This window comes from Pseudomonas sp. PI1, assembly GCF_000812405.1.
Lineage (GTDB): Bacteria > Pseudomonadota > Gammaproteobacteria > Pseudomonadales > Pseudomonadaceae > Pseudomonas > Pseudomonas citronellolis.
Map to the genome: position 1 here is coordinate 100,508 of NZ_JWMC01000011.1, position 13,078 is coordinate 113,585.

The window sequence follows — 13,078 nt, forward strand, 5'->3', positions numbered from 1 at the left end:
GCAGGCGGGCCCTGTCGGTTAAATCAATAGATATCAAATGAGGTTTTTGATCGTCATTCCCGCGCGCCTGAGCGGATTTGACGACAACTGACTCGGCGGTCGCCGTGTGCGCTGGTTAACGTTGCGCCTGTGACGAGGTTCTGCTGGAAAAGTTCCCTCGCACAGTTGAAGGGCGACAGGAAAAAGTCATTTCTTAAGGCCCCCTTCGTAATAAAAGGGAAGGCGTTCGGTAATTCCTTCCTATAGAGGCCGGAAGTTCATTCGGCCACTGCCTGCCGGCAAATGAAAGTTCATCGCCGCCATGGCTTCGATGGAATAACCGAGTGCCGTCCCGAGGGCGGTCCAGACGCAGGAAAGTTGCAGTGAAACAGTTCAGTCAATTGGCCAGTTGCAATGAAGAAGCCAGCCTGGCGGCGCAACAGGTGGTGATCGTCGGCGGCGCCGGCGAGATCGGCCTGGACCTGCTCAATGACGGCCTGGCGCGCCTGGGCCGGAACGTGCTGCGGGTGAAGAACGCGGCCGGGCTGGACGCCGTCGACCTGGCGGCCTGCGGCCCGGTCTTCGTCTTCGCCGAGCGCCGCCCGCAGCGCAGCTTCCCGCAGATCGGCGAACTGCTGCAGCGCGTGCCGCAGCTGAGCCTGGTGCCGGTGGTGGAATACGCCGACCAGGAAATGGCCGCCCAGCTGCTGGAAATGGGCTGCATCGACTACCTGCTGGCGCCCTTCAGCGAAAGCCAGCTGGCCGCGCTGCTGCACCGCCAGGAACAGGCGGCGGTGGCCGGCGAGGGCTTCGTCTCGCAGTCGCGCGCCGGGCGCCGCCTGCTGGCGTTGGCCCAGCGCGTGGCGCAGACCCGCGCGCCGATTCTGATCAGCGGCGAGACCGGCACCGGCAAGGAGCTGATGGCGCGCTACATCCACCGCTTCTCCGCCGAGCCGCAGGCCCCCTTCGTGGCGGTCAACTGCGCGGCGATTCCCGAGCAGATGCTCGAATCCATCCTCTTCGGCCACGAGCGCGGCGCCTTCACCGGCGCGGTCAGCGCCCAGCCGGGCAAGTTCGAGCAGGCCAACGGCGGCACCCTGCTGCTGGACGAGATCGGCGAACTGCCCCTGGGCCTGCAGGCCAAGCTGCTGCGCGTGCTGCAGGAGCAGCGCGTGGAGCGCCTGGGCGGGCAGCGCGAAATCCGCCTGAACGTGCGCGTCATCGCCGCCACCAACCGCGACCTGCAGGAAGAAGTCAGCGCCGGGCGCTTCCGCGCCGACCTGATGTTCCGCCTTGACGTGCTGCCGCTGCACATCAGCCCGCTGCGCGAGCGCAAGGACGACATCCTGCCCCTGGCGCAGCGCTTCATCCAGCAGTACGCACCCCAGGAGCGCCACGCCGAACTGCTCACCGAAGCGGCGCGGCAGGCCCTGCTGGCCCACGACTGGCCGGGCAACGTGCGCGAGCTGGAGAACGTCATCCAGCGCGCCCTGGTGCTGCGCGCCGGGCTGTTCATCCAGCCGCGCGACCTGGGGCTCGCGCCGCCGGCCGAGCAGCTGGCCAGCGTGGCCGCGGCGGCGCCGCTGCCGGGCGAGGGCGGCAAGGCGGCCCTGCGCGCCAGCGGCAAGTGGGCCGAGTACCAGCACGTGATCGACACCATCCGCCGCTTCGGCGGACACAAGACCAAGGCCGCGGAAAGCCTCGGCATGACGCCGCGGGCCCTGCGCTACCGCCTCAACGCCATGCGCGAGCAGGGCGTGAACCTGTCCTTCTGAAACGAGAGTCGCGATGAACCCCATCGAGCAGGCCCGCAGCGAGATGCTCGGGCAGATGCAGCAACTGCGCGCGCTGTCGGCGGCGCCCATCCGCCCGGCCAGCGAGGCCCCCGGCGCCGAGCCGGGCTTCGGCAACGCCTTCGAGGACGCCCTGCGCGCCGTCGACGCCCAGCAGCACCAGGCCAGCGAAGCCATGGCCGCGGTGGACGCCGGGCGCAGCGACGACCTCGCCGGCGCCATGGTCCAGAGCCAGCAGGCCAGCGTGTCCTTCAGCGCCCTGCTGCAGGTGCGCAACAAGCTCGCCACCGCCTTCGACCAAGTCATGAACATGCCGCTGTGACGGCGCACAAGGGCTGAACCGTGCTGCAGAAGATCAAAGACCGCCTGCCCCTGGACAAGCTGCGCCTGGACCCGCGCCTGAGCCTGCTGGGCCTGGCCGGCGGCGCCGCGCTGCTGGCCCTGGGCAGCACCTGGTACCTGTGGCGCGACCAGGGCGCCTTCCACCCGCTGTACGGCGCCGGCGAAGCCTACCCGGCGGCCGAGGTGATGCAGGTGCTGGACGCCGACAGCATCGCCTACCGCCTGCACCCGCAGAGCGGCCAGGTGCTGGTGCGCGACGACCAGCTGGCGCGGGCGCGCATGCTGCTGGCGGCCAAGGGCGTGAAGGTCGCGGTGCCGGCCGGCTACGAACTGTTCGACAAGGACGAGCCGCTGGGCACCAGCCAGTTCGTCCAGGACGTGCGCCTGAAGCGCAGCCTGGAAGGCGAGCTGGCGCGCACCGTGATGGCCATGGAGGGGGTGCAGCAGGCCCGCGTGCATCTGGCCATCGACCAGCAGAGTTCCTTCGTGGTCAGCCAGCGCGAGCCGGCCAAGGCCTCGGTGATGCTGCAACTGGCCCCGGGCTTCCGGCCCAAGCCGGAGCAGGTGGCGGCGGTGGTCAACCTGGTGGCCAACAGCGTGCCGCAGCTGCAGCCGGAGAACGTCAGCGTGGTCGACCAGCACGGCGTGCTGCTCTCCCGCGGGCTCGCCGCCTGGGGCGGGGCGCAGCAGAACGGCCAGCTGGTGGACGACTTCCAGCAGAAGGCGGTGGCCAACGTCGAGCAGGTGCTTGCGCCCATCGTCGGGCCCGGCAACTACCGCGTCAGCGTGGCCGCCGACATCGACTTCAGCCAGAAGGAAGAGACCCTGCAGAGCTACGGCGACACGCCGCGCCTGCGCCGCGAGACCCTGCGCGACGACAGCACCCTGGACGAACTGGCCCTGGGCGTGCCCGGCTCGCTGAGCAACCGTGCTCCGGTCAAGCCGCCGGAGCCGCAGCAGGGCCAGGGCAACGCCCAGGCCGGCGCCGCGCCAGCCAATAACACCCAGGACAAGGCGGCCACCTCGCAGCGCAAGGAGTCCAACCGCCAGCTCGACTACGACCAGAACATCACCCACGTCAAGCACGCGCCCTTCAACCTGCGCCAGCAGAGCGTGGCGGTGATGATCAACGCCGCGGCGGCCCCCGAGGGCGGCTGGAGCGAGGAAACCCGCAAGCAGCTGGAGCTGGCGGTGAAGAACGCCGTGGGCTTCAACGCCGCGCGCGGCGACAGCCTGTCGCTCTCGGTGCTGCCCTTCGTCGCCGCCGCGCCGCTGGACGAGCCTGTGCGCTGGTGGGACGACGCCCAGCTGCAGGGCTGGGTGCGCCTGGGCGTGTTCGGCCTGGTCAGCCTGCTGTTGCTACTGCTGGTGGTGCGCCCCGCGGTGCGCAGCCTGACCCAGCGCAAGCCGGCGCCGGCCACGGGCGAGGAGGGCACCGGCACGCTGCTGGGCAACGAGCACGGCGAACGCCTGCTGGCGCGGGTGGGCGATGCGCCGCGCGCCCTGGGCGTGTTCAGCGAACTCAACCCGCTCTCGGAAATCCGCCTGCCGGCGCCGGGCTCGGGCCTGGAACACCAGATCGAGCACCTGCAGATGCTCGCCAAGAACGATCCCGAGCGGGTCTCCGAAGTGATCAAGCAATGGATAGGGCGCAATGAGCGAGACCTCAACCCCGTCGGCTGACGAAGCGCGCGTGCCGGTGCGCCGGCGCGCCATGAGCTCCATGGAGCAGGCGGCGATCCTCATGCTGAGCATGGGCGACGAGACCTCGGCCGGGGTGCTGCGGCACTTCTCCCGCGAGGAAATCATCAGCATCAGCCAGGCCATGGCGCGGCTGAACAACGTCAAGCTGCCCATGGTCTCGGACGTGATCGGCCGCTTCTTCGAGGACTACAAGGAGCAGAGCAGCATCAAGGGCGCCTCCCGCGGCTACCTCGCCGGCATGCTCGGCAAGGCCCTGGGCAGCGACATCACCCGCAGCCTGCTGGACAGCATCTACGGCGAGGAAATCCGCGCCCGCATGGCCCGCCTGGAATGGCTGGACCCCAAGCAGTTCGCCGCCCTCATCGCCAACGAGCACGCGCAGATGCAGGCGGTGTTCCTCGCCTTCCTGCCGCCGGCCATGGCCAGCCAGGTGCTCGAATGCCTGCCGGCCGAGCGCCAGGACGAGCTGCTGTACCGCATCGCCAACCTCAGCGAGGTCAGCGGCGAGGTCATCGCCGAGCTGGAACAGCTGATCGACCGCAGCCTGGCGGTGCTCTCCACCCAGGGTTCGCAGGTGCGCGGCATCAAGCAGGCGGCGGACATCATGAACCGCTTCAAGGGCGACCGGAACCAGATGTTCGAGCTGCTGCGCAGCCACGACTCCGGCCTGGTGGAGCGCATCGAGGAAGAGATGTACGACTTCTTCATCCTCTCCCGGCAAAGCCAGGACACCCTGCAGGCGCTGCTCGAAGCCATTCCCCTGGAAGAGTGGGTGGTGGCGCTCAAGGGCGCGGAGCCGGCGCTGGTCAAGGCCATCCAGGGCGCCATGCCCAAGCGCCAGGCGCAGCAGATGGACGCCATCAAGCGCCGCCAGGGCCCGGTGCCGCTGAGCCGCGTCGAGCAGGTGCGCCGCGACATCATGGCGATGGTCCGCGAGCTGGCCGCCGAAGGCGAGATCCAGCTGCAGCTGTTCCGCGAACAGACGGTGGAGTGAGGCGCCCATGACGGTCAAGGTGATCCGCGGCGGCGCCCGCGACTGGCGGCCGTACCGCTTCCCGCCGCGTTGCAGCGGGGCGTTGCAGGAGCAATGGCAGGGCGGCGACCCGGCCGAGCTGCAGAAGGCGGTGGCCGACGGCTACCAGCAGGGCAGCGACAAGGGCTACCGCGAAGGCCTGGAGCAGGGCCGCGAGGCCGGCCATGAAGAGGGCTTGCGCCTGGGCCGCCAGGAAGGCCTGCGCCAGGGGCGCGAGGAAGGCCGCGAGGAGGGCCGCCGCGTCTTCGAGACCGCCGCCCAGCCGCTGGACCGGCTGTGCGAGGAATTTCGCCGCTTCGCCGAGGCCTTCGAGGCGCAGCGCCGCGAACAACTGCTGGAACTGGTGCAGAAGGTGGCGCGGCAGGTCATCCGCTGCGAGCTGACGCTGCACCCCACGCAACTGCTGAGCCTGGCCGACGAGGCCCTGGCGGCCATGCCGGAACAGCCGGACAGCGTGCAGCTGCTGCTCAACCCCGAGGAATGCGCGCGCATCCGCGAGCTGGCGCCGGAACGCGCCGCCGCCTGGCGCCTGGTCCCCGACGAGCGCCTGGCCCTGGGCGAATGCCGCCTGCTCACCGCCGAGGAAGAAACCGACATCGGTTGCCAGCAACGCCTGGACAGCTGCATGCAGGTGCTCGGCGAACACCTGCTGGGCGACGACTGACGATGGCCCTGGGCGAAAGCTTCAGCCTCGACGTCGACCAGGCCCTGCGCTCGCTGGACTCGGTGCAGTTGGCCAAGGTCAGCGGGCGCCTGGTGCGCGTCTCCGGGCTGCTGCTGGAAAGCCTCGGCTGCCGCCGCGCCACCGGCCAGCGCTGCCTGGTGGAACAGGCCGACGGCAGCCTGCTGGACGCCCAGGTGGTCGGCTTCAACCGCGACACCACCTACCTGATGCCGTTCAAGAAGCCGGTGGGCCTGGCCGCCGGCTCGCGGGTGTTCCCGGCCGAGGAACAGGCCGCGCTACGCATCGACGAATCCTGGCTGGGGCGGGTGGTCAACGGCCTCGGCGAACCCTTGGACGAACGCGGCCGCCTGGGCGGGCGCGACGCGCTCTCGGCGCAGCTGCCGTCGGTCAACCCGCTCAAGCGCCGCCCGGTGACCGAGGCGCTGGACGTCGGCGTGCGCGCCATCAACGCCCTGCTGACCCTTGGCAAGGGCCAGCGCGTCGGCCTGTTCGCCGGCAGCGGGGTGGGCAAGAGCGTGCTGCTGGGCATGATCACCCGGCAGACCAAGGCCGAAGTGGTGGTGGTCGGCTTGATCGGCGAGCGCGGCCGCGAGGTGCAGGAGTTCATCCAGCACTCCCTCGGCGAGGAAGGCCGGCGCAAGGCCGTGGTGGTGGTGGCGCCGGCCAACGAGTCGCCGCTGATGCGCCTGAAGGCCACCGAGCTGTGCCACAGCATCGCCGCCTACTTCCGCGACCAGGGCCGCGACGTGCTGCTGCTGGTGGATTCGCTGACGCGCTACGCCATGGCCCAGCGCGAGATCGCCCTGGCCCTGGGCGAGCCGCCGGCCACCAAGGGCTACCCGCCGTCGGTGTTCGGCATGCTCCCGGAACTGGTGGAAAGCGCCGGCAACGGCGTGGCCGGCAGCGGCAGCCTGAGCGCGCTGTACACGGTGCTGGCCGAGGGCGACGACCAGCAGGACCCGATCGCCGACAGCGCCCGCGCCATCCTCGACGGCCACATCGTGCTGTCGCGCCGACTGGCCGACGTCGGCCACTACCCGGCGATCGACATCGGCGCCTCGGTGAGCCGCTGCATGGCCCAGGTCGGCGAGCCGGCGCACCTGCGCGCGGCGCGGCAGTTCAAGGAGCTGCACGGCAGCTACGAGAAAATCCGCGAACTCATCCCCCTGGGCGGCTACACCGCCGGCCTGGACGCCCGCACCGACCGCGCCGTGCAACTGGCCCCGGCGCTGGAGCGCTTCCTGCGCCAGGAAGTCAACGAAGGCGCCGACCTGGCCGCCAGCCTCGACCACCTGCAACAGGCCCTGCGGCAATGAAGGAACAGATCGACACCCTGCGCCGCCTGGCCAGCGTGCGGAGCAACCGCGTGCGCGAGATGCTCGGCCGGGTGAACTACCAGCGCGGCCTGTGCCAGCGCTACCGCAACAACATCACCGGCCTGACGCGCCTGTGCGGCTTCGTGGTGCCCACCAGCACGTCGCTGCAGCGCGGCAACCAGCAGCAGTACAAGGTCACGCTGTTCAGGATGCTGGCCCTGCAGAAGCGCGAGCTGGAGGTGGCCGAGCAGACCCTGGAGCGCATCCAGGGCGAACTGCTGCAGGCCATGCGCGGCGAGAAGGTGCTGGAGCAGGTCATCGAATCGCGCCTGGAGCAATGGCAGGCGCAACTGGCGCGCCAGGAGCAGAAGATCCAGGACGGCCTGGCGGCGCAGAGCTGGTGGCGGAGCCAGGGCGCATGAGGCAGCATTTAAGTTCTTCGCCGAAGCGGTCGCCTGTCGGTCGGTAGACACCTTTTTTCTGGACGCGAACATGGAAATCACCCGGCAACTCAAGCCCGTCATCGGCGCCCCCGCGCAGAGCGCCGCGCCCCAGCGCAGCCAGCGCGAGGAAGCGGCGCGCCCCGCCGCCCAGGCGCCGGCCGGCAGCGGCGCGCTGCCGCTGGAGCAGGTCCAGGAAGCCCTGGGCGCGCTGCCGGAAGTGGACCTGGACAAGGTCGCCGCGATCCGCGACGCCCTGGCCCGCGGCGAAGTCTCCCTCGACCCCGAGGCGCTGTCGCGCAGCATGCTCGACTTCCACGGCGGCGGTGCATGAGCGAAAGACGCGCCCGCCTGCTGCAATTGATCGAGGCCGACATCCGCCTCGACCGCGCGGACTACCTGTACCTGCGCAGCGCACTGCTGGACCTGCACGACCAACTGCTGGCCCGCGACAGCGAGGCCATCGCCCGCAGCAACACCCGCATCGGCGAACTGGTGGAAGCCGTGCGCCAACGCGCCGAACGCCGCACCAAGGTGCTTCAGGCCTTCGGCCTGGACATCGGCCGCGCCGGCATGCAGCGCCTGCTCGAACACTTCCCCGGCGCCGGCCGCCAGGCCCTGCAGCGCGACTGGCTGGTGCTGGCCGAGCAGGTGGAAGAATGCCGCCTGCTCAACGAACGCAACGGCCGCCTGCTGGCGATGCACAACGAGATCATCGGCCAACTGCTGGCGGGGCAGGGCGGGCACGGGGTGTACTCGCCGGAGTATTGAGGTTTTCCTTTCGCGGCGCCTTCGGGCGCCGTTTTTTTGCCTGGCGAAGGGCTTTTCGTAGGAGCGAGGGGGACGCCTAGTTCTTGCTCGCGATCAAAAGCACCCTCACCCCAGCCCTCTCCCAGAGGGAGAGGGGGCCGTCCTGAGCTGCCGGAGAGTCCGGAGTCATCCTGATGCTCCTTACCATCCCCGTCATTCCCGCGAACGCGGGACGCGGCTCCATCGCGAACAGCGCTTGCGCTGGCTCGAAGGGGAACAACCCAGTGACTGCAAGGTTCGCGAGCAAACTGCAGTCACAGGATCACGCCGAACCTGCAGCGCGCAGAGGACAGCTCCCTCTCCCTTCAGGGAGAGGGTTGGGGAGAGGGGCGGAATATCCACCGCGCACCTGAGTAACCGGTTTGCACTCTTCGAAAAACCTCCCCCCACTTAACCCACCCGACCCAACGGTCGCCTTGAAAGCAAAGCACCTCCCGCACAGCCAGGCGGAAACGACATTTCCGGCCCGGCTTCCGGTTCCTCCGTGCGGAAGCGTCCTTTCACCTCGCCTTTGCCCGCAACGCCCGGAATACGGGCCTTCCAGGCGTTGGCACCGATATTGCTCCCAGGCTCGCAAAGGGGTACCCGACCATGGCAACCATAGATTCCGATTACGTCCAGCAGATGGCGACCCAGCTGGCCCAGTACGACATCCAGGCGTCGCAGACGCGGCTGAACCGCAACAAGACCAGCTACAACAGCGAGCTGTCCGCGGTCACCCAGCTGAAGTCGGCGCTGAGCACCTTTTCCTCGGCGGTCAGTGGGCTCAAGAGCAGTTCCAGCAGCACCAGCAACATGCTGGTCAACAGCGCCACCTTCAGCGCCGAGGGCTATGCCACCGCCAGCGTCGGTTCCACCGCGGTTTCCGGCAGCTACCAGTTCTTCGTCAAGCAGCTGGCGGCCAAGGACCAGGTGGCCCTGCAGGGCCTGAGCGACGGCGACCTGGGCAGCGGCGAGCTGACCATCGGCCAGGGCAGCGACAGCTTCAGGATCGACATGAGCGGCATCACCAGCCTCAGCGCCCTGGCCTCGGCCATCAACGGCGCTTCCGACAACACCGGGGTCAAGGCCACCCTGGTGCGTAGCGACGGCGCGGTGAACCTGGTGCTGACCAGCGACGAGAGCGGCGAGGACCAGGCCATCACTCTGTCCAGCAGCAATGCCGCGATGCAGGGCTCCATCGATGCCCGCAAGCAGCTTTCCAGCGCCCAGGACGCCATCGTCTACCTGGGCGGGCAGGGCGGCATCGAGCTGCGCAACGCCAGCAACACCTTCGACAAGGCCATCGACGGCGTGAGCCTGACCTTCACCAAGGTCAGCGACCCGGCCGAGGCGCCGCTGAGCCTCGACATCGGCCGCGACAAGGACGCCACCAGCAAGAAGCTGCAGGGCTTCCTGGATGCCTACAACACCCTGATGAGCAGCATCGGCACGCTGACCGCCAGCGGCAGCGGCAGCACAACCCGCGGCGCGCTGGCCGGAGACTCGGCGGTGCAGGCGATCAAGTCGGCGGTCAACGGCCTGATCCGCACCAGCTTCGGCGGCGTCAACCTGATCGGCTACGGCGTCAGCGCCGACAGCAGCGGCAAGCTGACCCTCGACAGCAGCAAGCTGGAGAAGGCCCTGGCGCAGAACGCCGACGGCTTCGAGCAGTTGTTCAGCGACAAGGGCAACCTGATCGACAGCCTGAGCAGCGCGCTCAAGACCTACACCAGCTCCACCAGCGGCCTGCTGACCTCGCGGGTGAACAGTCTGAACGACAAGCTGGCCGACATCGACGACCAGTTCGACGACCTGCAGACGCGCTACAACAACTCGTACGCGCGCTACCTCAAGCAGTACACCAACCTCATGCAAGTCATGAATTCCATGGACCAGACCTCCAGCATGTTCACATGACCTATTCGATGAACGAAGGCTACGACAGCTACCGCACCACGGACCTGGAGGCGCGCGCCGCCGCGGCGTCGCCCTACGAGCTGGTGCTGGTGCTGTTCGACGGCCTGCTCGACGAACTGGCCCGCGCCCGCGGGCATATCGAGGCCAGGCGCTTCCAGCACAAGGGCCGCTCCCTGGACAAGTGCATGAACATCCTCAACGGCCTGTCCGGCGCCCTCGACTACGAGGCCGGCGGGCCGGTGGTGCAGGACCTGGCGCGGCTCTACGACTACTGCATCTACCGCCTCTCGGACGTCAGCGTGAACCTGTCGCTGGAGGGCCTGGACGAGGTGGCCGGCCTGCTCGGCACCCTGCGCGAAGGCTGGGCCGGTGTCCATGCCGCCCGTGGCTGATCCGCGCGCGCACGAGCTGCGCAGCCTCCACGCGCGCCTGGACGAGGTACTGGCGAGCGGCGAGTGGGCGCGCCTGGGCGAAGTCGACGGCGCCATCCGCGCGCTGCTCGAACGCCTGGCCGCCGGCCCCGCGCTGGACGCCGCCGGCATGGAGGCCAAGCGCCGTTTGCAGCAGCTGCACGAGCAGGCGCGGCGCGCCTGCGCGCAAGAGGTGGAGCGCCTGCGCCAGTTGCTGGCGAGCCACCTGGAGTACGCCGAAGGGCGCTCCGCCTACATGCAGATAGACCGCCTGCTGGCCGGGAGATGACAGTGTTGCAGCTGAACAGCCGCCTGGCCGCGGACGCCGCGCCGGGCAAGGACGCGCCCCTGCCGGCCGTGGCCGCCATGGGCGCCGGGCAGATGGCCGAAGGTGTTGCCGTCAGGGGCTCGGAGGCGGCGGGCGAGGTGCTGCCGGCCTTCGCCGCGCAACTAGCCAAGGGCGCGGAAGCGGCCGAGGCGCCGGCGGAAACTCCATCGACCCCCGCCGACCCGGCCGCATCGCAGGATGCGCAGCCGCAGCCCGACCCGAGCCTGGGCGCCTTGCCGGGCGCCGAGCAATGGCTGGCCAGCATGCTCGGCCAGCGCGAGGTGACGCTGCAGGCCCGCGATGCCGGCCAGGCCGGCGATGCCGCAAGCGCCCCGGTCTCCCGCGGCCTGCCCGCCAACCTGCCGCTGCCGCAATTGCCCCAGGGCATGGTCGAGGCCGCGCCGACGCCGGCCCAGGGCCAGCCGCTGCCGAGCCTGGCGCTGCCGGCCAAGGCCGAGGAAGCGCCGCTGATGAAGACCGAAACAGCCAGCGACGAACTGCTGCGCAGCCAGCTCGACAAGCTCGCCGGCCAGGCGCAGCCGAGCGCTGCGTCGGTGCAGGCGAACGCCCCGGCCGTGGCGAACGATGCCCAGCCGCTGCCGGCCAGCCACGTGCCCGAGCGCCAGTTGAACCTGCAGGCGCCGGCCGAGCGCTGGGGCGAGCAGTTGCTCAACGCCCTGCGCGACAACGTCGAACTGCAATTGCGGCATAACCAGCAGAGCGCCGCCATCCGCCTGGACCCGCCGGAGCTGGGGCGCCTGGAAATCTACCTGAGCCGGGACAACGCCGGCCTGACGGTGCAGATCCACGCCGCCCAGGGCGACGTCGCGCGCCTGCTGCAGCAGGGCGCCGAACGCCTGCGCCAGGACATCGCCGGGGCCAGCCAGCAGCCGGTGGAGGTGCAGGTCTCCGACGGCCGCGCCGGCCAGCAGCAGGCGCAACAGCAACAGGCCCAGCAGGGACGCCCGGCGCCCTGGCTGGATGACGCGCCGCGCCGCGCGGCAGTTCTGGAACCCGAAGCGGCGCCGGACGAGGCACGCCGCCCGGGCGACGTGCTGGTCACCGTCTAGCGCCGGGCAATCAATGCAAACCGAGGATCGGGAAACCGTCATGACGATGCGCCGCATCATGTTGTTGTTCACTGTTCTGAATCTGCTGATCGCCGCCGGCGGCGTGGCCGGCACCTGGTACCTGGCGCGCCCGCTGCTGGCCGCCCAGGCCAAGGCCGGCGAGGCGGCCGGCGCCGGGCAGGACGCAGCGCAGGAAGAGGAAGCGCCGGGCGAATACGAGTTCTTCCCGGTCAACAAGATCATCGTCAGCCTGCCGGGCAGCGATGGCCGCGAGCACTACTTCGTGCTCGACCTGGTGCTGCAGGCCGAGCTGGGCACCGAGCAGAAGAAGCTGCAGCAGATCGACCCCGTGGTGCGCAACTCGGCGGTGGCGCACCTCTCCGCGCTGACCTACGAGCAACTGCGCGGCAAGAGCATCCCGGCGCTGCAGGGCGAGCTGGAGCAGGTGCTGCTGGCCGACTTCGCCACGCGCAAGGTGGCCGCGCCCTTCCAGCACGTGCTGGTCAGCAAGCTGATCGTGCAATAGGGGCCCGCCATGAACGCCCACTGCGCCCTCGACTACCGCAACCCCGCCGAGGCGGGCCACCCGGCCTTCGCCCCGGGCGCCGAGCAGCAATGGCTGATGCGTTACCTGCCGCTGGTGCGGCGGGTGGTCAGCCAGCTGTCGCTGCAGGCCAACCAGGTGCTGGACCGCGAGGACATGGAGCAGATCGGCCTGATGGGCCTGCTGGAAAGCCTGCGCCGCTACGGCACGCCCGACGAGCAGTTCGCCGGCTTCGCCGTGCTGCGCATCCGCGGCGCCATCCTCGACGAGCTGCGCCGCCAGGACTGGCGCCCGCGCCAGGTGCGGCTGCAGGCGCACAAGGTGCGCGACGGCATCCGCGAGCTGGCCCGGCGCCTGGGGCGGGTGCCCACGGACAAGGAAATCCTCGCCCACACCGGGCTCGACGAGCGTGCCTACCAGGACTACCTGCAGGCCGAGGCCTGCGAGGCCATCGAGAGCCTCGACGCGCTGCTCGGCGAGGGCCTGGAGAACCTGGTGGACGGCGAGTCGGCGCTGGAGGCGCGGGTGCTGCGCGAGCGCATGCTGGCCCAGGCCCTGGCACAGCTCAGCGAGCGCGAGCGCCTGGTGCTGACGCTGTACTACCAGCACGAGCTGAGCCTGAAGGAAATCGCCCTGGTGCTCGACGTGAGCGACGCCCGGGTCTGTCAACTGAGCAAGCAGGCACTGAACAAGGCCTGCCGCTACCTGAGCGAGAGAAGCTGAAT

At 69.6% G+C, this 13,078-nt stretch carries 15 protein-coding genes; all 15 read left to right on the top strand.

Annotated elements, in window-relative coordinates; all coding sequences use genetic code 11:
* The first annotated feature begins 362 nt into the window (after nucleotides 1-362).
* The 15 genes from RN02_RS04525 (at nucleotide 363) to RN02_RS04600 (ending at nucleotide 13,076) form a co-directional block, all read left to right on the top strand.
* Nucleotides 363-1,754 carry a sigma-54 dependent transcriptional regulator gene (locus RN02_RS04525; RefSeq protein ID WP_043313267.1) on the top strand — a complete coding sequence of 464 codons (1,392 nt, stop codon included), beginning with the start codon at nucleotides 363-365 and terminating at the stop codon, nucleotides 1,752-1,754.
* Nucleotides 1,755-1,767: 13 nt separating this feature from the next.
* Nucleotides 1,768-2,094 carry a flagellar hook-basal body complex protein FliE gene (locus tag RN02_RS04530; protein WP_043313269.1) on the top strand — a complete coding sequence of 109 codons (327 nt, stop codon included), beginning with the start codon at nucleotides 1,768-1,770 and terminating at the stop codon, nucleotides 2,092-2,094.
* Between the two features lie 20 nt (nucleotides 2,095-2,114).
* Entirely contained in the window at nucleotides 2,115-3,797 is a 1,683-nt protein-coding gene (gene fliF, locus RN02_RS04535) for a flagellar basal-body MS-ring/collar protein FliF (protein WP_043313270.1), read from the top strand.
* Nucleotides 3,769-4,812, top strand: coding sequence for a FliG C-terminal domain-containing protein (locus RN02_RS04540; RefSeq protein ID WP_043313271.1), 1,044 nt, complete (start codon nucleotides 3,769-3,771; stop codon nucleotides 4,810-4,812). Before fliF ends, RN02_RS04540 begins: the two co-directional genes overlap by 29 nt.
* A 7-nt stretch (nucleotides 4,813-4,819) precedes the next feature.
* Nucleotides 4,820-5,515, top strand: coding sequence for a flagellar assembly protein FliH (fliH, locus tag RN02_RS04545; protein ID WP_009622779.1), 696 nt, complete (start codon nucleotides 4,820-4,822; stop codon nucleotides 5,513-5,515).
* Between the two features lie 2 nt (nucleotides 5,516-5,517).
* Nucleotides 5,518-6,852 (top strand): flagellar protein export ATPase FliI, encoded by a 1,335-nt coding sequence (gene fliI / locus RN02_RS04550; protein WP_043313272.1) that lies wholly within the window; start codon nucleotides 5,518-5,520, stop codon nucleotides 6,850-6,852.
* Complete coding sequence (locus RN02_RS04555) at nucleotides 6,849-7,274, top strand: flagellar FliJ family protein (protein WP_043313273.1); 426 nt, start codon at nucleotides 6,849-6,851, stop codon at nucleotides 7,272-7,274. Before fliI ends, RN02_RS04555 begins: the two co-directional genes overlap by 4 nt.
* Before the next feature lie 70 nt (nucleotides 7,275-7,344).
* Nucleotides 7,345-7,626: a flagellar biosynthesis anti-sigma factor FlgM gene (gene flgM, locus RN02_RS04560; RefSeq protein ID WP_043313274.1), complete on the top strand. Its 282-nt coding sequence runs from the start codon at nucleotides 7,345-7,347 to the stop codon at nucleotides 7,624-7,626.
* Nucleotides 7,623-8,063, top strand: coding sequence for a flagellar export chaperone FlgN (flgN, locus tag RN02_RS04565; RefSeq protein WP_043313275.1), 441 nt, complete (start codon nucleotides 7,623-7,625; stop codon nucleotides 8,061-8,063). Before flgM ends, flgN begins: the two co-directional genes overlap by 4 nt.
* Nucleotides 8,064-8,693: 630 nt before the next feature.
* Nucleotides 8,694-10,001, top strand: coding sequence for a flagellar filament capping protein FliD (gene fliD, locus RN02_RS04575; protein WP_043313279.1), 1,308 nt, complete (start codon nucleotides 8,694-8,696; stop codon nucleotides 9,999-10,001).
* Complete coding sequence (gene fliS, locus RN02_RS04580; protein ID WP_043313281.1) at nucleotides 9,998-10,393, top strand: flagellar export chaperone FliS; 396 nt, start codon at nucleotides 9,998-10,000, stop codon at nucleotides 10,391-10,393. The genes fliD and fliS overlap by 4 nt, the downstream gene beginning before the upstream one ends.
* Nucleotides 10,377-10,700 carry a hypothetical protein gene (locus tag RN02_RS04585; RefSeq protein ID WP_043313283.1) on the top strand — a complete coding sequence of 108 codons (324 nt, stop codon included), beginning with the start codon at nucleotides 10,377-10,379 and terminating at the stop codon, nucleotides 10,698-10,700. Before fliS ends, RN02_RS04585 begins: the two co-directional genes overlap by 17 nt.
* 2 nt (nucleotides 10,701-10,702) lie before the next feature.
* On the top strand, nucleotides 10,703-11,809 hold the full coding sequence (locus tag RN02_RS04590; RefSeq protein WP_052267643.1) for a flagellar hook-length control protein FliK: 1,107 nt from the start codon (nucleotides 10,703-10,705) through the stop codon (nucleotides 11,807-11,809).
* A gap of 40 nt (nucleotides 11,810-11,849) precedes the next feature.
* Nucleotides 11,850-12,335 carry a flagellar basal body-associated FliL family protein gene (locus tag RN02_RS04595; RefSeq protein ID WP_009622764.1) on the top strand — a complete coding sequence of 162 codons (486 nt, stop codon included), beginning with the start codon at nucleotides 11,850-11,852 and terminating at the stop codon, nucleotides 12,333-12,335.
* 9 nt (nucleotides 12,336-12,344) lie between these two features.
* A complete protein-coding gene (locus RN02_RS04600) occupies nucleotides 12,345-13,076 on the top strand; it encodes a FliA/WhiG family RNA polymerase sigma factor (RefSeq protein WP_043313285.1) in 732 nt (243 codons plus the stop codon).
* Nucleotides 13,077-13,078 lie beyond the last annotated feature (2 nt).

What these genes read in the sequence shown, in the direction of transcription:
- RN02_RS04530 (WP_043313269.1), top strand. Translation starts at nt 1,768, where the DNA reads ATGAACCCCATCGAGCAGGCCCGCAGCGAGATGCTCGGGCAGATGCAG.
- RN02_RS04540 (WP_043313271.1), top strand. Translation starts at nt 3,769, where the DNA reads ATGAGCGAGACCTCAACCCCGTCGGCTGACGAAGCGCGCGTGCCGGTG.
- fliH (WP_009622779.1), top strand. Translation starts at nt 4,820, where the DNA reads ATGACGGTCAAGGTGATCCGCGGCGGCGCCCGCGACTGGCGGCCGTAC.
- fliI (WP_043313272.1), top strand. Translation starts at nt 5,518, where the DNA reads ATGGCCCTGGGCGAAAGCTTCAGCCTCGACGTCGACCAGGCCCTGCGC.
- RN02_RS04555 (WP_043313273.1), top strand. Translation starts at nt 6,849, where the DNA reads ATGAAGGAACAGATCGACACCCTGCGCCGCCTGGCCAGCGTGCGGAGC.
- flgM (WP_043313274.1), top strand. Translation starts at nt 7,345, where the DNA reads ATGGAAATCACCCGGCAACTCAAGCCCGTCATCGGCGCCCCCGCGCAG.
- flgN (WP_043313275.1), top strand. Translation starts at nt 7,623, where the DNA reads ATGAGCGAAAGACGCGCCCGCCTGCTGCAATTGATCGAGGCCGACATC.
- fliD (WP_043313279.1), top strand. Translation starts at nt 8,694, where the DNA reads ATGGCAACCATAGATTCCGATTACGTCCAGCAGATGGCGACCCAGCTG.
- fliS (WP_043313281.1), top strand. Translation starts at nt 9,998, where the DNA reads ATGACCTATTCGATGAACGAAGGCTACGACAGCTACCGCACCACGGAC.
- RN02_RS04585 (WP_043313283.1), top strand. Translation starts at nt 10,377, where the DNA reads ATGCCGCCCGTGGCTGATCCGCGCGCGCACGAGCTGCGCAGCCTCCAC.
- RN02_RS04595 (WP_009622764.1), top strand. Translation starts at nt 11,850, where the DNA reads ATGACGATGCGCCGCATCATGTTGTTGTTCACTGTTCTGAATCTGCTG.
- RN02_RS04600 (WP_043313285.1), top strand. Translation starts at nt 12,345, where the DNA reads ATGAACGCCCACTGCGCCCTCGACTACCGCAACCCCGCCGAGGCGGGC.